Annotated in this window: 21 protein-coding genes, 3 tRNA genes and 1 other RNA gene; 21 read left to right on the plus strand and 4 right to left on the minus strand. The window is 49.6% G+C overall.

What is annotated here, in order from left to right:
• Positions 1-144: 144 nt before the first annotated feature.
• Positions 145-885: a hypothetical protein gene (locus tag EYQ01_00200; GenBank protein ID HIE64240.1), complete on the minus strand. Its 741-nt coding sequence runs from the start codon at positions 883-885 to the stop codon at positions 145-147.
• 198 nt (positions 886-1,083) lie between these two features.
• Positions 1,084-2,214, minus strand: a complete 1,131-nt coding sequence (locus tag EYQ01_00205; protein HIE64241.1) for a citrate synthase — start codon at positions 2,212-2,214, stop codon at positions 1,084-1,086.
• Positions 2,215-2,420: 206 nt separating this feature from the next.
• Here EYQ01_00205 and EYQ01_00210 point away from each other — a divergent pair, with 206 nt between their 5' ends.
• From EYQ01_00210 to EYQ01_00245, 8 genes are all read left to right on the plus strand, one after another.
• Complete coding sequence (locus tag EYQ01_00210) at positions 2,421-2,861, plus strand: nucleoside deaminase (GenBank protein HIE64242.1); 441 nt, start codon at positions 2,421-2,423, stop codon at positions 2,859-2,861.
• Positions 2,862-2,907: 46 nt separating this feature from the next.
• Positions 2,908-2,999, plus strand: a tRNA-Ser gene (locus EYQ01_00215).
• A gap of 50 nt (positions 3,000-3,049) precedes the next feature.
• Positions 3,050-3,142 (plus strand) — tRNA-Ser (locus tag EYQ01_00220).
• A 37-nt stretch (positions 3,143-3,179) separates the two neighbouring features.
• Positions 3,180-3,280, plus strand: an RNA gene (gene ffs / locus EYQ01_00225) — signal recognition particle sRNA small type.
• A gap of 58 nt (positions 3,281-3,338) precedes the next feature.
• Positions 3,339-4,988, plus strand: a complete 1,650-nt coding sequence (gene dnaX, locus EYQ01_00230) for a DNA polymerase III subunit gamma/tau (GenBank protein ID HIE64243.1) — start codon at positions 3,339-3,341, stop codon at positions 4,986-4,988.
• A gap of 175 nt (positions 4,989-5,163) precedes the next feature.
• On the plus strand, positions 5,164-5,484 hold the full coding sequence (locus EYQ01_00235; GenBank protein HIE64244.1) for a YbaB/EbfC family nucleoid-associated protein: 321 nt from the start codon (positions 5,164-5,166) through the stop codon (positions 5,482-5,484).
• A 3-nt stretch (positions 5,485-5,487) separates the two neighbouring features.
• Positions 5,488-6,093: a recombination protein RecR gene (gene recR, locus EYQ01_00240; GenBank protein ID HIE64245.1), complete on the plus strand. Its 606-nt coding sequence runs from the start codon at positions 5,488-5,490 to the stop codon at positions 6,091-6,093.
• Between the two features lie 114 nt (positions 6,094-6,207).
• The gene (locus tag EYQ01_00245; protein ID HIE64246.1) at positions 6,208-6,444 is read left to right on the plus strand and encodes a hypothetical protein; all 237 of its coding nucleotides are present in this window, start codon (positions 6,208-6,210) and stop codon (positions 6,442-6,444) included.
• A gap of 275 nt (positions 6,445-6,719) precedes the next feature.
• Here EYQ01_00245 and EYQ01_00250 read toward each other — a convergent pair.
• Positions 6,720-6,803: transfer RNA gene (locus EYQ01_00250), tRNA-Leu, on the minus strand.
• Between the two features lie 339 nt (positions 6,804-7,142).
• Here EYQ01_00250 and pheA point away from each other — a divergent pair.
• The 11 genes from pheA (at position 7,143) to EYQ01_00305 (ending at position 18,340) form a co-directional block, all read left to right on the plus strand.
• Positions 7,143-8,225, plus strand: a complete 1,083-nt coding sequence (pheA, locus tag EYQ01_00255; protein HIE64247.1) for a prephenate dehydratase — start codon at positions 7,143-7,145, stop codon at positions 8,223-8,225.
• A 7-nt stretch (positions 8,226-8,232) separates the two neighbouring features.
• Positions 8,233-9,372: a histidinol-phosphate transaminase gene (locus EYQ01_00260; GenBank protein ID HIE64248.1), complete on the plus strand. Its 1,140-nt coding sequence runs from the start codon at positions 8,233-8,235 to the stop codon at positions 9,370-9,372.
• A gap of 11 nt (positions 9,373-9,383) precedes the next feature.
• Complete coding sequence (aroF, locus tag EYQ01_00265) at positions 9,384-10,397, plus strand: 3-deoxy-7-phosphoheptulonate synthase (GenBank protein HIE64249.1); 1,014 nt, start codon at positions 9,384-9,386, stop codon at positions 10,395-10,397.
• A 54-nt stretch (positions 10,398-10,451) separates the two neighbouring features.
• Complete coding sequence (locus EYQ01_00270; GenBank protein HIE64250.1) at positions 10,452-11,312, plus strand: prephenate dehydrogenase/arogenate dehydrogenase family protein; 861 nt, start codon at positions 10,452-10,454, stop codon at positions 11,310-11,312.
• A 338-nt stretch (positions 11,313-11,650) separates the two neighbouring features.
• The gene (aroA, locus tag EYQ01_00275; protein HIE64251.1) at positions 11,651-12,961 is read left to right on the plus strand and encodes a 3-phosphoshikimate 1-carboxyvinyltransferase; all 1,311 of its coding nucleotides are present in this window, start codon (positions 11,651-11,653) and stop codon (positions 12,959-12,961) included.
• 15 nt (positions 12,962-12,976) lie between these two features.
• The gene (locus EYQ01_00280; protein HIE64252.1) at positions 12,977-13,711 is read left to right on the plus strand and encodes a (d)CMP kinase; all 735 of its coding nucleotides are present in this window, start codon (positions 12,977-12,979) and stop codon (positions 13,709-13,711) included.
• A gap of 44 nt (positions 13,712-13,755) precedes the next feature.
• Complete coding sequence (locus tag EYQ01_00285; GenBank protein HIE64253.1) at positions 13,756-14,379, plus strand: 1-acyl-sn-glycerol-3-phosphate acyltransferase; 624 nt, start codon at positions 13,756-13,758, stop codon at positions 14,377-14,379.
• Positions 14,380-14,396: 17 nt separating this feature from the next.
• Positions 14,397-15,242: a 4-hydroxy-3-methylbut-2-enyl diphosphate reductase gene (gene ispH / locus EYQ01_00290; GenBank protein ID HIE64254.1), complete on the plus strand. Its 846-nt coding sequence runs from the start codon at positions 14,397-14,399 to the stop codon at positions 15,240-15,242.
• 69 nt (positions 15,243-15,311) lie between these two features.
• A complete protein-coding gene (locus EYQ01_00295; protein ID HIE64255.1) occupies positions 15,312-17,081 on the plus strand; it encodes a 30S ribosomal protein S1 in 1,770 nt (589 codons plus the stop codon).
• Positions 17,082-17,136: 55 nt separating this feature from the next.
• Positions 17,137-18,015, plus strand: coding sequence for a signal peptide peptidase SppA (sppA, locus tag EYQ01_00300; GenBank protein ID HIE64256.1), 879 nt, complete (start codon positions 17,137-17,139; stop codon positions 18,013-18,015).
• A 46-nt stretch (positions 18,016-18,061) separates the two neighbouring features.
• The gene (locus EYQ01_00305; GenBank protein ID HIE64257.1) at positions 18,062-18,340 is read left to right on the plus strand and encodes an integration host factor subunit beta; all 279 of its coding nucleotides are present in this window, start codon (positions 18,062-18,064) and stop codon (positions 18,338-18,340) included.
• Between the two features lie 169 nt (positions 18,341-18,509).
• Here EYQ01_00305 and EYQ01_00310 read toward each other — a convergent pair whose 3' ends face one another.
• Complete coding sequence (locus tag EYQ01_00310; protein HIE64258.1) at positions 18,510-19,772, minus strand: histidine--tRNA ligase; 1,263 nt, start codon at positions 19,770-19,772, stop codon at positions 18,510-18,512.
• Between EYQ01_00310 and EYQ01_00315 the strand changes: the two genes are divergently transcribed.
• Positions 19,754-21,661 carry a HEAT repeat domain-containing protein gene (locus EYQ01_00315; GenBank protein HIE64259.1) on the plus strand — a complete coding sequence of 636 codons (1,908 nt, stop codon included), beginning with the start codon at positions 19,754-19,756 and terminating at the stop codon, positions 21,659-21,661. The two genes, EYQ01_00310 and EYQ01_00315, sit on opposite strands and share 19 nt — an antisense overlap.
• The gene (locus EYQ01_00320; GenBank protein HIE64260.1) at positions 21,619-23,106 is read left to right on the plus strand and encodes an HD-GYP domain-containing protein; all 1,488 of its coding nucleotides are present in this window, start codon (positions 21,619-21,621) and stop codon (positions 23,104-23,106) included. The genes EYQ01_00315 and EYQ01_00320 overlap by 43 nt, the downstream gene beginning before the upstream one ends.
• Positions 23,107-23,156: the final 50 nt, after the last annotated feature.

The raw sequence follows: 23,156 nt of genomic DNA on the forward strand, positions 1-23,156 counted from the left end.
AGGCGAAAATCGCAGAGGATGGTTCTCGCGAAGCCATAGCCCGCTATTGTTAAGATTTGTAACGCAGAAGCGGGACATTTTTGCCCTGAAAAACAATTCATGACTTATTCAGAGGTTCCTTAACCGTGTCTGCCGGGGGTATCATCATCCATGGGTGATCTTAAAGACCTGATCATGTTCCCGTACATGATCCCGAACCTTCATCCCGAAGAGCTGTCCCATCACCGTGCGATCGACATGCTGGTGATCTAACTCCAGTGAAATGATTGTCTGGATGAGATCCGTTGTATGCCCTTTGATCTGAATGATGTCGCCGATCTGTAGTGAGCCCGCAACCAGTTGAACGACAGCCACGCGCAAGTGTGAGTAATAGTGCGTAATGACTCCAATCGGACCACGGATTCTCGTTGTCGGAAGGGTCTGCTTGTCGGTCTCGGGAGGTTGCAGGACGGAAAGAGCCACGACCTTCGGTTTGCGGGGAGCAGAACGTGCTATTGGAGGTTTATGCAACGTAGATTTTATCTTAAGTTTTTTGACTGTTGTTCTGACGGGTTTTTTCTTCTTGGGCTTGGCTTTTGCGGTCGCCGATTTCTTGGTGACAGCCGTCTTTATTTTTTTCGGGGACTTCTTTGGCGCTGTTTTTTTCACAGCAGCTTTGGTTTTACCTTTTGTCGTTGTGAGTTTTTTCTTTACCGTTGATTTTTTGGTTGCTGCTTCTTTCTTTGCTTTCCCACCGGCGACTTGAGGGTTTTTCTTGGTGACAGCGGTTTTATTTTTGACTTTTGATTTTTCGCTTGGTTTTGTCTTCGCTGTTTTTGTTTTTTTAGAAGTCGTTTTCGTCGTGGGTTTTCGCTTCGGGATTTTTGTCAGGGACTTTTTTTTCATCGCTTGTTTTCCCCTCCATAATATTTATGATGAGTGGGTTCAGCACTTCAAGCGTGTAATCTCTAATGACTACTCTCTTCGGAAAGCGGAGTCAAGCGCATTTGAGGCACAAGGATAGGTTTACTTTATCGGGGGAAACTTGTAACGATTCGGCATGCTGAATCGTTACAAGAAACCACGGAAGAAAAAGATAGGTCTTTATCGCTCAGAGATCGGCTTATAGGACAGGTCATGTTCTCCTTCATATATTTCTTTTGGTCGAAAGATATGATTGTCCTGGACCTGTTCGATCGCATGAGCAAGCCATCCGGAGACTCTGGACATTGCAAAAATGGGTGTGAAGGTGTCCGGCTCGATCCCCATCGCCTGATAGAGGATGCCGGAGTAAAAATCGATATTTGCATAAACCTTCTTGGTGGAGAGATGTTCTTCTACGATCTTTTCCATCTCGACGGCGATCTCGTATAAGGGAGAAACTCCGACGTGCTTGAACAGTTGCTTGGTCAGCCTTTGGAGAATAATGGCCCGTGGGTCTTTGACCTTGTAGACCCGATGCCCCATTCCCATGATTTTTTTTTTTGCCTTGAGTTTGGCTTCGATGTAAGGGCGTACTTTATCAACAGAACCGATCTCTTCCAGCATGGTCAGAACGCGCTCGTTTGCGCCGCCATGTAGCGGTCCCTCCAAGGTTCCAATCGCGGAGGAGATGACCGTATAGGGGTCCGCAAGGGTTGAGGCAGTGACAAGACCGCTAAAAGTGGAGGCATTCATTGTGTGTTCTGCATGCAGGATGAGGCAGGTGTCGAGAATTCCAGAAGTCACCTTGTCCGGGACCTTTCCTGAGAGCATGTACAGAAAATTTTCCGTTGTGCCAAGATCATCTCTGGGTTGAATATTGTCGTCCCCGCGCCGGAGTCGCGCGTAAGCCGCGACGATGGTTGGAAGCTTGGCAATGAGGCGAACGGCAGAGATGTATTGAATCCTGGGATCAAGGACATCCTTGTCTGGGTAGAACATCCCGAGTGCGGCTACCGCAGCCTGTAAGGCGTCCATGGGATGCCCGTTCTCCGGAAGACACTTGATCAGATCGACAATTCGGTATTTAATGCGCCGATGATTACGGAGGTCCTGGTCGAAGCGGATGAGTTCGTCTGTCGTGGGCAATTTCCCAAAAATAAGAAGGTAGGCCGTTTCAATAAAATGGCTCTTTTCTGCAAGGGTTTCTATCCGGATTCCCCGGTATTCCAGAATCCCCTTTATGCCGTCCAGAGAACTGATCTTTGATCGTGCTGCGGGAACGCCGGCCAATCCAGGTGAATATTCCGTCATGAGAGAACTCCTTAACAAAAAGTGTTCGGGGTAAATAACTCTTGCTTAGTATTTCATTCTAACGTATGGAACCAAATTGGTAAAGGCATCAAACTGGGAGGTGCCTTCAATCTTGACAATTAAAAACGATTCCCCTAGAATCCGAAAATTAACCTTCATGACCCTCTCTCGAATGGATGACTCCTTCCGACCAAGATAAACGGTTTATGCGGCAGGCCCTCGTAGAGGCAGAAAAAGCTTCGGAAAAAGGGGAAGTCCCGGTCGGGGCTGTTCTTGTCTGTCAGGATGAAACTGTATTTTCTGCGCACAACCTGAAGGAGTGTTTTAAAGATCCGACAGCGCATGCAGAAATGTTGGTCCTTCGTGAGGCGGCCGAAAAATTAGGGCGCTGGCGCCTGGGTGGGACGCTCTATGCTACACTGGAGCCCTGTGCCATGTGTGCGGGGGCATTGGTTCAGGCCCGCATCGACCGACTGGTTTTCGGTGCGCTTGATCCAAAGGGCGGGGGCTGTGGTTCTGTCCTGGATGTTGTCCGGGAGCCTCGGACCCATCACCAATTGGAGGTCCTGGGAGGTGTCCTCTCGGAGGAAGCGGAAAAGATCTTAAAAGACTTCTTCAAGCGCTTGCGTGGCCAAAAAGGTTCATGAAAATCGCTGGATGGGATGTGCCCTAAATCTACTATATCGTTGTTCTGGAGAGATGGCCGAGCTCGGTTGAAGGCGTCTGACTCGAAATCAGATGTGGGGGTAACTCCACCGGGGGTTCGAATCCCTCTCTCTCCGCCAAGTGAACAAGTGTCGTACAGGTGTTGTCCCGGTGAGCAAAATAAATTTTTGGAGAGATGTCCGAGCGGTTGAAGGAGCACGACTGGAAATCGTGTAGGCGGTCACAAGCTGTCTCGGGGGTTCAAATCCCCCTCTCTCCGCCACCCGGAAAATGGTGTAGTAAGATCTGTTTGGTGGAGAGACTGGGCCCTGTGCAACAGGAGCTTATTGAACCCCGCCAGGTCCGGAAGGAAGCAACGGTAAATAGGTCTTCCTGTGTGCCGCAGGATCTCCTGGTCTCTCCACCAATCAGATTTTAGACATAAATGAATAACGTATAAAGAATACTGGAAAAATACGATGGAATACCAGGTTTCTGCCCGGAAATGGAGACCTCAGACCTTTGAGGAGGTCATTGGCCAGAAACATATTGCGACCGTACTCCGCAATGCGATCCGCCTTGAAAAGATCGCGCATGCCTATCTCTTCTCCGGGATTCGCGGTGTCGGGAAGACCTCACTGGCCCGTATATTGGCCAAGGCGGTGAATTGTGATGCAACCCTTCATGATAAGGGAGAAGAGGCCCCCTGCAATCAATGTGATTCCTGCTGTGAGATTACAGAAGGTCGCTCAGTTGATGTGATCGAAATTGATGGCGCATCAAATACAGGGGTTGATGATGTCCGGGAATTGCGAGAGCGCGTGAAGTATCTCCCGCTTCGCGGGAAGTACAAGGTCTACATTATTGATGAAGTGCATATGCTTTCCAATCCGGCGTTTAATGCCCTTTTGAAGACCCTTGAAGAACCCCCCCCTCATTTGATTTTTATCCTGGCGACGACTGAAGCCCATAAAATTCCAGCAACGATCCTTTCCCGGTGTCAGCATTTGACCTTCCGTCAAATTGCACGGGCTGAGATTGTGTCCCAATTGGGGCGCATCTCCCAGGCGAGAAAAGTTCCATTTAGTGATCGAGGACTGCTCCTTATTGCCAGGGTAGCGGAGGGAAGTATGCGTGATGCCCTGACCCTGCTGGATCAAGCCATTTCGTATGGTGGAGAGGAGGTAACCGATGAAGATCTCTTCGCCCTGATGGGAAGGATGGGGGAAGGGACCTTTCACCTCCTCGTACAGGCGATTCATAAAAAGGACGCCGAAACGCTCCTGGGTTTGGCCGGAGAGATTGCTGAAAAGGGTTGTGATCTTCGTCACTTTCTGGCCGATTGGATGGAACATCTGCGCCACTTGATTGTCTCGGGGAATGTGCCGGAGGCCGCGGCCTGGATTGATCAGCCAGAGGAGGAGATTGACGAAATAAAATCGGAGGCGGCGTTGTTTTCTGCTGAAGAGCTTCAACGTCTTTTTTCCCTTTTTGTCCGTTTACAGGGGGAGATCCGCTTTTCCCCGAGTCCGCACCTTCTCTTCGAGGTGGCTCTGATGAAGTCCATCCTGATGACAGACCTCCAGCCGATTGAAAGGATGATTGAAAGACTGGACACTTTACAAGGAGGCGGGATTGCCCAAGTCGAGAGAAAGCCCTCCTTAAGCAAAGAGAAGGTCAAGGTCTTCCCGGATGTGCAAAATAAAAAAGCTGTGGATTCTCCTCCCTCCGGTCTCCCCCTCACTCAGGCCAGTTGGGAAGTGGTCCTGAGTGACATCAGCAAAGCGCGTCCGAATATCGGATCCTATCTTGAGCAGGGACGCTTTTTAGGCATGGATGATGGGATGCTTCGCCTGGGTTATTCTGAAGAGAGTTCTTTCCTGATTCCCCTGGTACAAAAAGAGGGGAGTATCAAGTGGCTGGCGTCTTTTTTAGAAAACCGCTTCCAGAGGAAGGTGAAGCTATGCTTGTCCACGCTTTCCAAATCTGAGACTTCTTCTCCGACGGTTTCCGGATTGGAGAAATCGGAAGGGTTGCGCCAGCAGGGAGCGGTTTCCAATCCTCATCCACTTGTTCAGGAAGCACTCAGGGTATTGGGAGGGAAGGTCATCGAGACAAAGAAGGGTTGAGGCAACTATTCAGCTCACCCATCTTTGGCTTCGCGAGCCCATTCCTCGATGACGGCGTTGCTGTGGTGCTCAAAGCCTCACGTATAGACATATAGGCTCCGGTTTTCCGCTCCTAGCGCCTTGTCCTAAAGGAAAACCCAGGCAATCTGAATAGTTACGAAAGGAGGAGATCATCATGGCAAATAGAAAAATGTTTGGCAACATCATGAAGCAGGCTCAGGAGTTGCAGGAGCGGATGGCGAAGTTGCAGGAAGAGGCGGGCCATAAAACGGTTGAGGCCACCGCCGGGGGGGGGATGGTTACCGTGAAGATGAACGGAAGGCAGGAACTCCTTTCCGTAACCATCGATCCAGAGGTGATCAACGCGGAAGAGGCCGATATGTTGCAGGATCTTCTTGTGGCAGCCGTCAACGAAGGCCTAAGAAAGAGCAAGGAACTTGTCTCTGAGGAGTTGAAAGGAATGACCGGAGGATTGAATATCCCCGGCCTTTTTTGATCGATGGCGCAAAAAGGCTTATTTTCCATCCTGATTGAGCAGTTGATGGCCCTTCCTGGAATCGGAAGGAAGTCGGCGCAGCGTCTGGCCTTCTTCATCCTGAAAATGCCGGGGGAAGAAGCGAAAAGGATTGGTCAGGCGATTATTGATGTGAAAGATCAGGTCTCCTTTTGCGGAATCTGTAACAACATCGCAGAAAAGGAGATCTGTTCGATTTGCTCAAGTCTAAAACGAGAGACGCAAAAGGTTCTGGTAGTCGAGGAGCCAAGTACCCTCTATGCCATTGAACGCACAGGAGAATATAAAGGGCTGTATCATGTCTTATTGGGAGGGCTCTCTCCCTTGCCGGGAAAGACGACGCCCGAACCGCCGTTTCAGAGTCTTGTCGATCGGGTGGAAAAAGGAGGCATTTCAGAGGTCATCCTCGCGACCAACCCCACCATCGAAGGCGAAGCCACCGCAATCTATATTACCCGACTCTTAAAACCACACGACGTTACCGTTACCCGTATTGCCTGCGGCATTCCGGTCGGGATTGATCTGGAATATGTCGATGAGGTCACCCTCATCAAATCCTTACAGGGCCGCAGGGTCATCGAACAGTCCTAAGATAACCCCGGAAAAGTAAAAGCGGCACTGGTGAGCATGATAAATTGCGACATTAGACATTTCCAGGCAATGTTAGACGCCAAAATGGTATTTTGCGAAATAAAGGAGAAAAAAATGACTGATCTTTCTAAGGCCAGTGTGGCCGATCTGAAAAAAATGGGACTTAAGCGGGTCCAAACTCTAATAACGACCGACCTGGCACAGAAGATTCGGGTTGCTGCGGCCATTTCAGGAAAGTCACAAAGAGATTTTATCAGCTCGGCGCTTGAGGCGGCCGTTGCGAACGAGAAATTTCTTTCGGTTCTTGGCGATAACGTAGACAAGGGAGGAGTTAAGCAGTCGTTCAGGTAAGGTTTCGGGGCAAGTCGCGAGGAGTACAAGCCCGGGACGTATGGTTAGGAGCCTGCCGGAGAAATAAGGAATCTACTGCGATGATGGCAAATAGGCCCATTCTCGCAGATCATTTTCGTTAAATAGCGGTGCTATTCGCCTCAAACAATCAGCAAAACTAGTCTCTATTTTTCATTCACCTCGCTACGATCCTATTTCTTCGGCAGACTCCTGATACGTGAGGATTTGAGCACCGGAGCAACGCGGCCATGGAGCCTTAGGTGGACGACCAGGGGTGGTGCGAGAGGGGGGACTTGAACCCCCACGAGTTACCCCACCAGATCCTAAGTCTAGCGCGTCTGCCATTCCGCCACCCTCGCATGAAGTTGTGGTTGTTTTTTGACCGACCTGGGGTGGGATTATAGCATGGCCGGTTTAGGAAGGAAAAGGGAGATCGGGAGGCGTGATTGAAAAGATGCTACCATATCTGACCAGAGATCATTTGACCTTTTTAATATGACTATGGTTACATTAATTGGTTCATCCACCGCCCTCAAGGCTTCCTTTGGTGTAGATCAGTGTCATCCCTTCCCCACGGAGACCGAGGAGATGTATTAAGGAATCCACACCTAAATCCGAGTAAAGTTCTTGAAATAGAGAGCATAACTGCGTTATAATCTAGGGATTTTTGAAGAAGGAGGTTCCCCTGTTTGTCTAAAATCGTAGATCCCTTATCCCCGCATCGCCAGAAGATTGATGAAATCGACGGAAAGCTCCTGGCACTTCTAAATGACCGAGCACGTGTTGTCCTGGAAGTCGGAAAGATTAAAAGAGACCGGAAGGCCGAGCTTTACGCTCCGGCTCGGGAACAGGCTATCTATGTGCGTCTTACCGGTTTGAACCAGGGACCCTTCCCGAATGAGGCCGTGCGGAGCGTCTTCCGGGAGATCATTTCGGCTTCTCTCTCTCTGGAAGGACCGCTCAAAGTGGCTTACCTGGGCCCGGAGGCGACCTTTACCCATATGGCCTGTACGCAACGCTTTGGGTTTTCCGTAAGTGCTTTGCCGGTCGAAAGCATCAAAAGTGTTTTTGACGAGGTCGAACGAGGGAGGGTTAACTTTGGCGTTGTCCCGATTGAGAATTCGAATGAGGGCGTGGTCAACCATACGCTAGATATGTTTATCGACTCGCCCTTGAAGATCTTCGGAGAGATCCTCCTTGAGATTTCCCATAATCTCCTTTCAAAGACGGGCAAGATCGAAGCGCTGAAGCGGGTCTATTCTCATCCGCATGCTTTTGCCCAATGCAAGGTTTTTATCGAGACGCGGTTGCCGGGCGTAGAAGTTGTCGAGGTCTCCAGCACGGCAAAGGCGGCCGAACTTGCCCAAGAAGACCCGACGGCAGGCGCCATTGCTTCTGAATTGGCCGCGAGACTTTATGATCTTGTGATTATACAGAAGAAGATTGAGGACAATGTCAACAATTTTACACGCTTTCTTGTCATCTCCCCGCAAACACATGCCCCGACGGGGAAAGATAAAACGTCTCTCTTGTTTTCCGTTCAGGACAAGCCTGGCATCCTCTACGAGGTCATTCGTCCCTTCTCACGGGCAAAGATTAATTTGACAAATATTGAGTCCCGGCCATCGAAGAGGAAGGCCTGGGAATACATCTTTTATGTGGATATGGAAGGCCACATTGAAGACAAAAAGATTCGAAAGGTGATCAAAGGTCTGAAAGCAGGAGGCATTACGCTAAAGGTGCTTGGGTCTTATCCTTCGGCGGAAGAAATCGAGGCTTAATAACAAAATGATGATCAAAGTCCACCCCGATATAGCCGGAATCAGTCCCTATATTCCCGGAAAACCGATTGAGGTGCTTGAGCGTGAATATGGAATCACTGGTTCCATTAAGCTGGCTTCCAACGAGAACCCTCTGGGGTCGTCACGCAAGGCACTGGCAGCGATTCGGCACGGGTTGAAAAAGGTTCGGTATTATCCGGACGGGGCCATTTCCGAACTGAAGGAGGCTCTGGCAGAAAAATGGAAGGTTTCCCCGGATGAAGTGATGATCGGAAATGGATCGAATGAGATCATCGAGTTGCTGGTCAGGACCTTCCTGTTTCCCGGGGACGAGACCGTCATGCCCACACCGACCTTCTCCCTTTATGCCCTCATGGTTGCGACCGCTCATGCCAAATCGATTCAGGTCCCGCTTAAAGCGGGAAGGGTTGATCTTCCGGCCATGGCAAAAGCCGTTACGAAAAAGACAAAACTTGTTTTTGTCTGCAATCCAAATAACCCGACCGGGACCATCGTACGCCGGAGTGAGGTAGCGCGGTTTTTATCCAGGATTCCCAAAAGGGTCCTGGTCGTCTTTGATGAAGCCTACGCAGAATATGCGTCCGATCCCGAATTTCCAGACTCTATCCAATTCTTGCGGGAAGGGGCTTCTTTGGTGATGCTTCGGACCTTCTCGAAACTCTACGGCCTGGCCGGTCTTCGAATCGGATATGGGATCAGCCGGCCTGAAGTTGTTGATTATCTGAACCGGGTGCGCCAGCCTTTCAATGTGAATCTTCCAGCACAGCAGGCGGCCCTGGCGGCGCTTTCAGATGAAGAACATGTCTCAGCATCGCTCAAAGTCAATTGTGACGGGAAAGCCTACCTTTGTCGTCATTTTGATTTGATGGGGATAAAATATTTCCCGAGTGAAAGCAATTTCATCTGTTTTTCTCTATCGGGGTCTGATTTAAAGATCGGAAGTGATGTTTATCTGGCTTTGCTCCGGAAAGGGGTCATTATACGCCATTTGGAAGGAATGCACCTTCGGGTGACGGTTGGCCTGCCGCGGGAGAACCGCAGGTTTGTACGAACATTAAAAGATGTTTTATTGTCAATGTCGCTTATTGCAGGTTCCACGGAAAAGGGACCTGCCGCGACAGGGTGAAGGAGAGGGAAATGATTATTGTATTGAAACCCGGAACCACGGACCGGGAAAAAGAACATATTTTGAATAAAATCAAAGAGGCAGGTTTAACCCCGAATGTCCTGGAGGGACAAGAGCGGACGGTCATCGCAGTGATCGGAGATGAGCGTATACTTCAGAAACAACCCATCACTGCGTTGCCCGGTGTGGAAAAAGCGCTCCCGATCCTCTCTCCCTATAAGCTGGTCAGCCGGGAGTTTAAAAAGGAAAACTCCATCATTGATGTCAATGGCGTCAAGATAGGTGGAAACAAGATGGTCCTGATGGCCGGACCCTGTTCGGTTGAGAAGAAGGATCTCCTGACTTCGATTGCGGAAGATATTAAGGTGGCCGGGGCTCAGATTCTCCGGGGCGGGGCTTTCAAGCCACGGACTTCTCCTTATTCTTTCCAGGGTCTTGGAGAGGAGGGGCTGGAGTACCTGAGTGAAGCCAAGAGAAAAACCGGTTTGCCAATAATTACTGAGATTATGGATCCCCGGGATATGCCGATGTTGATGAAGCATGCCGACATTATCCAGATCGGCGCCCGCAATATGCAAAACTTCAGGCTCTTGGCCGAGGTGGGTGCGCACAACAAACCGGTGATGCTGAAACGGGGACTCTCTGCAACCATCAAAGAGTTTCTTCTGTCTGCGGAATATATCATGGCTGCAGGGAACCCTCAGGTTATCCTCTGTGAACGCGGTATACGGACTTTTGAGACGCAGACGCGAAACACGCTTGACCTCTCAGCTGTTCCGGTAATTAAGAAATTGACGCATCTTCCCATCATTGTTGATCCAAGTCATGCTGTTGGCTTAACCTACCTGGTTGCCCCCATGGCCAGGGCGGCGGTTGCCGCCGGAGCGGATGGTTTGATGATAGAGGTTCACCCCAATCCTGAAGAGGCTTACTGCGATGGGGATCAGGCACTGCTTCCAAAGGATTTTAAGACCCTGGTCGCCGAGCTAAGGCTCATCGCCAAAGCCGTCGGCCGTGAACTGTAAGGGTGGTTCTGTCCTTGGACCCAGAAAGGAGAAATATTGTGAGGCGACATCCGGATGATATTTAAGCAAATGACCATTATTGGTGTTGGCCTGATTGGTGGATCCCTCGGTCTGATCGCAAAACAGAAGAAGCTGGTTGGAAAGGTCGTCGGCTATGGAAGGCGGCGGGGACCTCTCCAAAAAGCGTCTTCTCTTGGGGCAATCGATTGCTATTTTTTAACCCTCTCAAAAGCGGTCAGAGAGGCAGATCTTGTTGTGTTGGCGACCCCCGTCGGTTTATTTGAACAGATCTGTCAATTGATCAACCCCTTTCTTAAAGAGGGTGCGGTGGTGACAGACGTTGGGAGTGTGAAGGGCGGAATGGTGGGGCGACTGGAGTCTGCCCTCCCCTCACACGCTTTTTTTGTCGGCGGTCATCCAATCGCGGGTCGGGAGAAATCAGGCGTAATGGCTGCAACGGCGTCGCTTTTTCAAGGAAGCCGTTTTATTTTAACCCCGACGCGAGCGACCAACCAGCCGGCACTTAAAAAAGTTGCGACCCTCTGGAGGAAGACTGGAGCGCGGGTGAGTGAGATGAATCCATTCGATCATGATCAGGTTCTGGGTGTGGTCAGCCACCTCCCTCATCTTGTCGCATATGCACTCATGGAGACACTCGCACATCCGAAAGTCGCCAAGAGGGATCCGGTTCAGTATTCTGCGGGAGGTCTGCGGGATTATACGAGGATTGCAGGGAGTTCTCCGGATATGTGGAGAGATATCTTCATTCAAAACCGGGAAGCGATGATCGAGGTGATCGACCTTTACCAGGAGACGATTGAAAAGATCAAGAAGAAGATCATGAGTGGGGACGGCGCCGGACTCACCGAAATCTTTGAGCGCGCAAAAGAAATCCGCCGAAAGGCAAGCCGATAAACCTCTCGCCAATACTCAAGGAACCTCTGCATAAGTCATGAATTGTTTTTTCAGGGCAAAAATGTTCCGCTTCTGCGTTGCAAATCTTGAAAATAGCGGGCTATTCTCTACGATTTTCGCCTTGAATCGAAACATTTTATCTCCTGAAAAACTCAACCCAGACTTAATCAGAGGTTCCTCAAATCATTGGAAGATTCGTAACGATTATAATGATTCAACATGCTTGTATTTTGGCTTCGCGAGACCCGTCCCTTCGTGGCAAAGCGTGAGGAGCGCGGGGCCGCTTGGTTTGACCGAGAGCATTCGAACCTTGGAGCAAGGTCGACATGGAGCCTTAGATGGGTGAACGGAATCAAAGCGACGGTCCAGGGAAAGCCTCTTTACGTGGAACGATCAGGCTTCCGGGGGATAAATCGATTACTCATCGGGCTGTGATTCTCTCGGCCCTGGGGGAAGGCACCGCTGAGATCGTCGGTTATCTTCCTTCTGAGGATTGCGAGCGAACGGTCGCGGCATTCAGGGAGATGGGTATCTCCATTCTTGAGTCAGCTTCCGGGGGAGTCTCAAGACTTGTCATGGAGGGAAAAGGACTTAGAGGGCTCTCGGAGCCGAGAGAGGTCATTGATTGCGGCAATTCGGGAACAACAATGCGCCTGATGACCGGACTCCTTTCGGGTCAGTCATTTTTTTCGGTATTGACCGGAGATGCCTCTCTCAGGCAAAGGCCGATGCGCCGTGTTGTTGAACCTTTACGTCTTATGGGCGGTGAGATCAGAGGCCGTTCAGGTGGAGATCTCGCCCCCCTGGCCTTCTCCGGGAAAAAACTTTCCGCGATTGACTATCGTCTTCCCTTTTCGAGTGCTCAGGTCAAGTCAGCACTATTACTGGCAGGGCTTTTTGCCTCTGGTGAGACGACTATTTCTGAGCCCGGCTCTTCACGGGATCATACTGAAAGGATGTTCCGCTATCTGGACATCCCGTGTGAAGAGAAGGCGGGGGGCTTTTCGGTTATTGGGGGAAGCCCCTTTAAGAACAAGCGAATGGATATTCCGGGGGACATCTCCTCCGCGGCTTTTTTCCTGGTCGCTGCAAGTATTCTTGAAGGTTCTGAGATTACGCTCAGGGGGGTTGGTGTGAATCCAACAAGGACGGGTGTTCTCGACGTCCTTCAAAAGATGGGGGCGGATATTACAGTTCAGCCCTTGGCGCCGATGTGTAATGAGCCGGTTGCAGATTTGACGGTCCGCTCATGCCCGCTTCGAGGGACCGTGATTGACGGCGCCCTGGCGGCCTCGGTTCTTGATGAGTTTCCTGTGCTTTGTATTGCAGCGGCTGCGGCCGAAGGTGAGACGGTGATTCGTAACGCACAGGAGTTGCGTGTGAAGGAGAGTGATCGCATCGAAACCATGGCCAAGTCCTTGCGGGGAATGGGAGTTCAGGTCGAGACCTCCGCGGACGGCATGAGAATTCAGGGAAGCAGTCAATGGTGCGGAACGATCTGTGAGACGCAGGGGGATCACCGTATTGCAATGTCAATGACGGTCGCGGGTTTGAGGACAGAAGGTGAAAATAAAATCGATGACATGGATTGCATCAATACCTCCTTCCCGGGGTTTCTCGATTTGCTGTCTAAGCTGAAGGTCACATAATACACCGTGAAGCTTATGTCCCGAAGCAAGTTTATTATCGCTATTGATGGTCCGGCAGGTGCCGGGAAAAGCAGTGCTTCCAAAAGCCTGGCTGGAAAACTCGGTTATCTTACTCTTGATTCCGGGTCCCTTTATCGTGCCATGGCCTGGAAGATGATTCGGGACCAGGTGGATACGAACCGGTCCATGGATGTCGAGGCGGCCTGCGCAAAACTCCGGATCAAGCTCTGCCTGAAAGGAGATAGAACCGAGGTCTGGGTCGACGAGGTCAATGTCACGCCTCATCTGCGTCTGCCTGATGTCACAGAAATTTCCTCGACGATTTCCGCCTTTCCCGGGATTCGGCATCAGCTTTTATCTGTCCAACGGTCTATAGGAAATCAGGGCGGGGTGGTGATCGAAGGGAGAGACATCGGGACGGTTGTTTTTCCGGAGGCCGAGGTGAAGTTCTACCTGGATGCCTCGGTTCGGGTACGGGCATTGAGGCGATATCACGACCTTCGAATAAAAGGAGTAGAAACAGACGTTGAGACCACGATGCAGAATATTAAAGATCGAGATGAGAAGGATCGTCGAAGAGAAATCGCGCCTTTGAGGCGGGGACAGGATGCAATTGTCATCGATTCGACCCGACTCAAGCTGGACGAAGTGATCGATCGAATGTATCGCGTGGTGATGGATGTGATTGCGCAGGGAGAGAAGATGAAAACCCCTTCGACGGAGGATCCCCCCTCTTGCCAGGCAAAGTGATCCTGTCTCCCCGGTGTTCAAACTGAGTTCAAAGTTCAGGCGATATGCTTTACAAAGTTGCTCATGTTCTGGTTTACATTTTGGCGCGGTTGTTTTTCAGACTAACGGTCGTCGGGGTTGAGAATGTTCCTAAAGAGGGAGGGGTGATTGTTGCCGCCAATCATAACAGTTACTTCGACATTCCACTTTTGGGTTGCTCCCTCATAAGGCGGGCGGATAATATTGCGAAGAGTGAACTATTCAGAAACCGGTTCATTGCAGCACTTTTTACGGCCCTGGGAGGTTTTCCTGTTCGTCGTGGACAATTTGATCGGTCGGCCATCGCTGAGGCGGTTAAACGTCTGAGGGCCGGTCGCCTTCTTGCGATCTATCCGGAGGGGTCCCGAAGTCCGGATGGACGTCTTCAGCCGGCAATGCCCGGGATCGGTTTATTGGTGATGAAATCCGGAGCAAAAGTTGTTCCGGCATATATAGAAGGAGCCCATCCGGTTCTCCTTTTTCGCCGTGTGACGGTCATTTTTGGGAAACCCCTGGATTTTAGAGGGGAGATTGATCTCTCGGAAAAAGAAGGGGTGATTCCGAAGATCCTTTATGCTAGAATAGCCAGCAAAATCATGGGGGACTTGGAACAGCTCAGAAGGGTGTTGTCCTCCCCTTCGGACGAATAGGGGGGCGAAAGGTTCAAATGGAAGTGATTATTGCGGGAAATGCCGGTTTTTGTTTTGGGGTCAAGCGTGCGGTCAAAATGGCCTTTGACGCGGCGGAAGTGGAAACGGGCGAGGTCCGCAGCCTTGGTCCCTTGATCCATAACCCTCAGGAGGTCGCGCGGTTGGCTGAAAAGGGGGTGGTTCAGGTTGAGACGCTTGAGCAGATCAAGGGAGGAACGGTGATCCTTCGTTCACACGGGGTCTCCTCTCCACAAATTATCGAGGATGCAAACGCAAAAGGGCTTAAGGTCATTGACGCCACCTGCCCCTTTGTGACCAATGCGCAGAGATATGCCAAACAACTTGTTGATGAAGGTTACCAGGTGATCATGGTTGGGGACCGCAACCATCCGGAGGCTCAGAGTGTGGCGGGTCATGCCGGGGGGGAGATCCTCATTACCGAATCGTTTGAGGAGATAAAAAAATATCTCAACAAGTACAGTAAGAAAAGGATCGGGATTATTTCTCAAACGACCCAGACCTACGAAACATTCTCGCGGCTTGTTGTGCAATGTCTTCAAATTTGTGAGGAGGTGAAGGTCTTCAACACCATCTGCTATGCGACTGAAGATCGCCAGATGGAGGCGCAGGAAATGGCGGGGACGGTTGATGCCTTCGTCGTGGTCGGAGGCAAAAATTCGGCCAACACGACCCACTTGGCTGATATCTGCCGGGAGAAGGGCGTACGGGTATTCCATGTCGAGACCGCAGATGAGATTTCAGAAGAGTGGTTTTTGGATGTACGGAAGGTTGGGGTGACGGCGGGTGCATCTACGCCGGATTGGCTTATTCAGGATGTTATTGATTGTTTGGAAAAAATATGAGATGTAAACCAGGGGGTTTCGTCCGATAATTATCTTAAAAATCTAGGTGACAGGGAGAGAAATATTTTTATGGCGAGCGTGAAAAGAAGGCATTGGATAGAAGAAGATGAGGCAGATCAGGAAAAAAGCCAGGAACGTTTGGAAATGGAGACCATGTATGCCGAAACGTTTAAAAATCTGGAAGAGGGGAGCCTGGTGGACGGGGCCGTCCTCTCCGTGTTGGAAGACGGTGTCCTGGTTGATGTCGGATACAAATCCGAGGGAATGATTGCGCGGGAAGAATTTACCCAGGAGGAATTCGCCAAGCTTGAGCCTGGGTGTACGATCCTTGTCTATCTGGAGGAACGGGAAAATTCAGACGGGAATATTGTTCTTTCGAAGGAAAAAGCGGACCGAATGAAGATTTGGACCGATATCGAAGAGATATACAAGCAGGAGGCCGTGATTGATGCCAAGATTATCTCCCGGATAAAAGGGGGAATGATTGTCGATATCGGGGTAAAGGCGTTCCTTCCCGGCTCCCAGATTGATCTCCGTCCGGTCCGGGACCTGGACCATCTCATCGGGAAATCATTTGAGATGAAGATTATCAAGATGAATCATCGGCGTGGGAATATTGTCGTCTCCCGGCGGGTTTTGCTTGAAGAGTCGCGAAATATGAAACGGGAGAAGACCCTTGCTTCACTGGAGGTTGGGCAGCAGGTTGATGGCATTGTAAAGAATATTACGGCGTATGGCGCATTCATCGACCTTGGCGGTATTGATGGGCTTTTGCATATTACCGATATGTCCTGGGGGCGGGTGGGTCATCCGTCTGAGCTTTTCATGGTGGGAGATAAGGTATCTGTGATTATCCTGAAACACGAGAAAGAAACCGGTCGTGTTTCACTCGGATATAAACAGAAACTTCCTGATCCATGGAAAAACATCGATTCCAAATATCCTGCAGAAACCAAAGTGACTGGGAAGGTGGTTAACCTTACCGATTACGGGGCCTTTGTTGAACTTGAGTCCGGGATAGAAGGGCTGGTCCATATATCAGAAATGTCCTGGTTTCATGAGGTAAAACATCCCTCAAAGATTGTCGCGGTGGGAGAGATGGTCGCAACAGTGATCCTGCGTGTGGACTCAAAGGGGAGAAAGATTTCACTTGGGATGAAACAGATTGAGCCCAACCCTTGGGAACTTGTTGGAAAACGCTATGCTGAGGGGACGAAAATCACCGGAAAGGTCAGGAGTATTACCGATTTTGGTCTTTTTGTCGGGTTAGAAGAAGGAATCGACGGATTGATTCATATCTCAGATATTTCCTGGACCCGCCATGTAAAGCATCCCTCTGAGGTCTTTAAGAAAGGGGATGATATTGAGGCGGTCGTATTGAAGGTTGACCGGGAAAAAGAGAGGATTTCTCTCGGTTACAAGCAACTTACTTCGGATCCCTGGGAGAAGGATATCCCTTCAAAATATAAGGTGGGAACCGTTGTAAAAGGAAAGGTAACGAAGATCACCGATTTTGGCATCTTCCTGGAGATGGATGAACATGTTGAGGGCTTGGTCCACATCAGTGAGGTCGGGGTCGAGCCGCCTAACCGGGTTGAAGATGCTTTTCATACTGGAGATGAGGTGGATGCGAAGGTGGTTCGTATTGATGCGGGGGACCGAAAAATCGCACTTTCCATTCGGGCCTTCCACCGGGATTCGGATAAAAGGGCGCTGGAAACCTTCCACGACAGTCAGGGTGAACTGGATCAATCGCTGGGTGCTATTGCCACCAAGATAACAAAAAAGGCGGAGGAGGAAAAAGAGGAGGAGAAGACAGAGCCGGTTGAAGAGGGGTGAGTCCTCACTTGAGGGCAGGGTAAGGGAAGGAAGGGTAGCGGTTCGGAGGGTTTAAGTGATTCGAAAATCATTGGTCGTTGGAGCGGTCTATTTTCTCCTCTTTTTGTCTCTTTTTTTTGTCGTAACCGCATGGCTTGTTTTCCGTGGAGGGGAGGGGGGAGGCTGGGACGCTAAAGAAAAGATTGCCTTGATCCGGATTGAGGGGGTGATCGTTGATTCGAAGGTCGTCGTCGATGAACTTCACCGCTACGCCGAAGATGAGAGCATTATGGCCATTCTTCTTCGAATTGATAGCCCCGGCGGGGCTGTTGCACCTTCCCAGGAAATTTATGACGCAGTCCTCCAGGTTCGGGAGGAGGAGGGGAAAAAAGTGGTGACCTCGATGGGAAGCGTTGCTGCCTCGGGTGGATACTATATTGCCAGCGCAACGGATGTTATCTTTGCGAATCCCGGAACACTCACAGGAAGTATCGGAGTAATTATGGAGCTGACGAATTTTCAAGAGCTCTTTGAAAAGCTTGGCCTGAAGAGTGTGACGATTAAGAGTGGAAAAAATAAGGATGTTGGCTCACCCTTTCGGGAGATGAAGAAAGAAGAAAGGGCGCTCTTGCAGAATGTCCTGGATGATGTCCATTCCCAGTTTATTGAGGCGGTTTCCCAAGGGAGATCTCTTGATATTGAGACTGTTCGGTCTCTTGCCGACGGGCGAATTTTTACAGGACGACAAGCAAAAGCCGTCGGATTGATCGACGAGTTGGGGAGTTTAGACGCCGCTGTTAAAATGACGGCGGAGCTGGTCGGGATTGAGGGGAAGCCCCGTCTTGTTGAGACCAAGCAGAAATTGTCTTTCTTTGACCTCATGAGAAGTCAGGTTTTTGGTCAACTGGAAAGACCGGCGGCGTCTGTCCGCCTGGATTATCTTTTTTCATTTTAACCGCTTCACTCCCTGATGAGTATAGAGGTGGACAAGAGGGCAAACCATGACGAAGGCAGAACTCATCGAAAGCGTTTTACAACGGTATAATACATTGACGAAGAGTCAAACTGAAGTTTTGGTCAACACCGTTTTTGACAGTATCAAGGAGGCTTTGTCAAAGGGGGATAAGATTGAGATTCGTGGATTTGGAAGTTTCCGGCTCCGTCAACGGGAGATGCGCGAGGGGCGGAACCCCAAGACAGGGGCTCTGGTACAGGTTCAGTCCAAGAAAGTTCCGTTCTTCAAGGCAGGGAAAGAGTTGAAGGAACTGGTGGACAGCTAGTCCCTTGGTAACAACTCAGCTCACCCATCTTTGGCTTCGCGAGACCCATCCCTCCATGACTGCGTTGATGTGGTGCTCAAAGCCTCACGTATGTACATACGCTCCGGTAAGCCGCTCCTCCCGCCTTGTCCTGGAAAAAAAATCTAGGCAATCTGAATCGTCACGGCCCTTATGTTTGGACAATTTGTGAAAGAATCGTATTGGCTAGGTCTGTCAATTCAATATTGGTCTGTTTTTTTGTCGTCATATCACGTAAGACGGCCCTGCCTTGGGCGATCTCATCCTCTCCAACAATCAACACAAATCTGGCACCCAGCCGGTCGGCCCGTTTCATTTGATTCTTGAGGCTGGCATTTCCCTTTCCCATTTCACAGCAGATATCCTTTTGGCGTAGGCCGTAGAGTACCGGAAAGAGCTGTTCTCCCGCGGTTTTCCCCAGAGGGATCAGGTAAAGGTGGAGAGGCATATTTTGGAGCGGCGAGAGAGGGACCAATTTCATCAGCCGCTCCATCCCGATCGCAAATCCGATCGCCGGTGTAGCGGGACCCCCTAATGCAGCGATCAGGCCATCATACCTTCCACCCGCAGCGACCGCGTTCTGTGCCCCCAATGCGGTTGTCGTCATCTCAAAGGCTGTTTTGGTATAATAGTCGAGTCCACGGACGAGGTGGGGCTGAATTTTATAAGATATTTTAAGCCCCTGAAGTCCTTCCTCAACAGCCTTGAAGTGATCACTGCATTCCTGACAGAGGTGGTCCATAGGTGGAGGGGCTTGTTTTGTGATTACCCTACATTCTTTCTTCTTGCAGTCCAGGATTCTCAAGGGATTGGCCGTGAATCTTCTTTGGCAGTCTTCACAAAGTGCCGGGAGGTGTTTCTCAAGATAGGCTTGCAGTGATGCACGATACGCGGGCCGGCAGACCGGGCATCCGAGGCTGTTGATCTCCAAAGTCAGCCCTTCGACATCTAATCTAAGGAAGAATGTGTGTAAAAGAGAAAGAAGTTCAACATCCTGCCGCGGATCGATTTCTCCGATGATCTCAGCCCCCAACTGGTGAAATTGGCGAAGCCGACCTGCCTGGGGACGTTCATGGCGAAACATGGGTCCTGAGTAATAAAACTTGGTAGGAAATATTAGTGCCTGGGAGCGGTGTTCGAGGTAGGCTCGGACAACTGAAGCGGTCCCTTCCGGGCGAAGGGTGATGCGACCCCCATTCCAGTCCTGGAAAGTGTACATCTCTTTTTCGACAATATCGCTTGTTTCTCCGATACTTCGCGTGAAGAGTGCGGTCCGTTCGAGTATCGGTGTCCTGATTGGGGAAAAGCCAAAAGCGCGGAAGGTTTTTCTGGAGATGGATTCAACCCACTCCCAGCGCTCCGACTCCCCGGGAAGAAGGTCTTTGAATCCTTTCAATGCTGAGAATTCTTTCACAAGATCAACCTGTTAGAAAAATACGTACTATAGACTGCTATCCCGTTCAAGTCAAGATCCGCAGAGGGTGCTCACATTTTGACATTTATTTTTCTGTACGATATACTATTTCATCAAACTCTTGGAGTTGCTCTATGAGCGAGGCAAGTGAATCAGGTGAGGACGAAAAAACACCGAAGAAAGAAGGAAAAGGCGATGATGTAGAATTTAACGAAGAGGAAGCAAAGTCCGCTAAGGAAGTCCTTCAATCCCTTGCCAAGACAGCAAAAACCCTCAAGATATACCTCCCGAATAACCCGGTACATAAAAAATTTATTGAGCAGCTGGTTACGAGGCTCCAGGCGCATCTCCTGAGTTTTGGACCACTACGGCTTCGCGTAAAACAGTTTGAACTCTACTGTTCTGAACAGGTTGTTTATGAAAATATCAACCGGTTGGAGAGTATTGCCTTCAAGCTGTTCATTGATGGTATGCGTGAAATATCCTTCCTCCCCGGGATCGAGCAGGATGAAGTCCTCTATTTTTTGCAGGCGCTTGGAAGAGAAGGGGACGATATAGAAGCTGATGATGATATTGTGACCATTCTTTGGGAGAAGAATCTGTCTCATATTCAATATGTGGTTGTGGAAAGTCTCCAGAACGATGCTCAGGAAATGGACTCCTGTAAAGAGATGCAGGCAACACGTCCAAGCCAACAAAAACTTGAATCGGTATTCAAGCAAGAGGGGAGTCTTTCGTTGGGCAAGTTGAGTCCTAAGGTCCAGAGGAAGATCGAAATCCATTCCCTCCATCTCTTCAAACTGACTGAAGAAGAAATCGTGAAATTAAAGCTGGAAATGCAGAGGGAGGAAGACCTTAACGTTGTTGGAGAGCTCATCGGGATCTTATTTGATATCTTACGGATTGAGCGGCAGGTTCCCATTTTCTCTGAAATCCTGGACATCCTTGACAATATTTTCAACAGGCTGATGAGTCGAGGCGATCTTAGTCACGCGAAGAAGGTTCTGGAATTTTTCTGGGAGATGCTGGATCCCTCCAAGAAGTTACCGGAGCCGATCGAAACCTTGGTGAGAAATGCACTAAAGAATGCGGGTAATTCAAAGAAGATGGTTTTACTTGAGCCGTTTTTGAATACGGCTAGGCCAGATTTTAATAAGGAACTCTTCTCTTTTATGATCCTTTTTGAAAGAAATGTTATTCCTCCAACCATAGATCTTCTGGCCTCGGTAAAAAATATGAAGACCCGACGGATATTATGTGATGCCTTGGTCGAACTGGGAAGAATGGATGTTGGGAGTATCATCTCAAGACTCAAGGATGAGAGATGGTTTCTGGTTCGAAATCTGATCTATGTGTTGGGGAAAATTGGGGATAATCAGATTATTCAGGCCTTTTCTCGATTCAGGAAACATGTGGAACCCAAGGTGCGCAAGGAGGTTCTTCATGCATTGGATGCGATGGAAGACGAAAAAGCAAGGCAGTTGATGACCCAATTTATTGTGGACCCTGACCAGGCAAATCGCATTTTTGTGATCAAGAGCCTGGCGAGAAAAGGCGTTAAGGAAGGCTTGGCTCCCCTGAAAGAGGTGATCTCTTCCAAAGCTTTTGACTCCAAGGATTTTTATGAGAAGAAAGAATATTTTAATGCTGTCGCGATGATCGGAGGCGACGAATCGGTCCCTGAGATGCAGAAACATCTTTATTTTCGATGGACCTTATTCAGGGATGCTAGAAAAGAAGAGAAAGGACTTTGTGCGGCCCGTGCGCTGAAACGGATTGCTTCGCCACTGGCCATAGAGGTGCTTCAGAAAGGAGGCACTTCCAGGAACAAGGCCATCAGAGAGGCATGTGCCAAGGCGCTCAGTTCTTTGGAAGTCAAACAGATATGACACAAGATACCCGCCCAAAGAGTTATGATGAAGAAAGTGCCGACCTGGGTAAGAACCTGGTGAATCAGCTTGCAATTCTCATTAAGACAACACAACTTCATGACTCAAGTAATATTGCCCTCCAGCAGCCGACCCAAAATCTTTTTCAGACCTTGAATGACCTTTTTTTGTCCGATCCGGATGTTGTCCTGAATCTTGAGGGAGACTATCTCTTTTTGGGAGATACCAAGCTCAAGGTTGATATCGACGGTTTCAATAATCTCATGTTGGTGAATGAGGAGATGAAGAAAAGAAAAGTAGGGAGCATCATTTTCTCTCCGGGGATTACAGTAGAGGAAATTCTGAAATTCTGCACAATATTCTCCCGCGCGAATACCCTTCTCCCGAAGCCCTATGAACGATTAACAGAGTTGCTTGAGAGTGCAGATCTTAAAAATCCTGGAATTGAGATTTATGATGAAAGGAAGGAAAGAGAGGATGTTGAGGATGTCTTCAGAGATAAAAAGGAGTTGGCCAAGAAGACCTATCTGAGTACGGTGACTGCGGTGGGTGAGGTGATGGAGAGCATCAAGCTCAAAAAGGCAGTGAGTCTTAAGAAGGCAAAGAGAGTGGTCCAATCGATGGTCGACTTGATATTACAGGAAGACTCCACCCTTCTCGGTCTGACCAATCTGAGAGATCATGATGAGTATACTTATAACCATTCGGTCAACGTCTGCATTTTGGCACTTGCCATCGGACAGAGGATTGGTTACACAAAAAAGCGCCTGGCCGAGTTGGGAATGGCGGCCCTCTTCCATGACCTCGGAAAGTTCCTCATCCCGCTGGAGATACTAAATAAGCCGACTGATTTTACAGAAGAAGAGTGGGATATTATGCGGACCCATCCGATCTTGTCTGTGAAGGAATTGGTTCGCCTGAAGGGGATCAATGAGATGGCAGTTCGTGTGACCATCGGGGCCTTTGAACATCATCTGAACTATGATCTTTCCGGGTATCCAAAATTGGCCAATAAAAGAAAGTTGAGCCTTCTGGGACGGATCATCTGTATTGTCGATTGTTATGATGCCTTAACGGCTTCCCGCGTTTATTCCCGGACCCCCTTCCCTCCGGATAAGGCCCTCAAATTCATGATTGCGAAGAGCGGGACGGCCTTTGATCCCATTCTGCTCAAACTTTTCGTCAATGCCATCGGTGTTTATCCGATCGGGACACTGGTGATGTTAAATACGGGCGAAATGGGTATTGTTTATTCGTCCAATCCAAATCCGGAAAAGAGTGATCGTCCAAAAGTGAGGATTATTCTTGACGCATCAGGTGTGGAGGTCGATGAAAAGGTAGTTGATTTGACAGAGAAGGGTGAAGATGAGTCTTATCTATGCGAGATCACGAAGGTGATTGATGCGACAAAATACAATATTGATGTCGCAAAGTATTTTTTCTGAGTTCCCTCCTTCCGCGATGACGTCTTTTGTCCCCGCAGTTGCCTTGACAA

Source organism: Candidatus Manganitrophaceae bacterium, assembly GCA_012960925.1.
GTDB lineage: Bacteria > Nitrospirota > Nitrospiria > SBBL01 > JAADHI01 > DUAG01.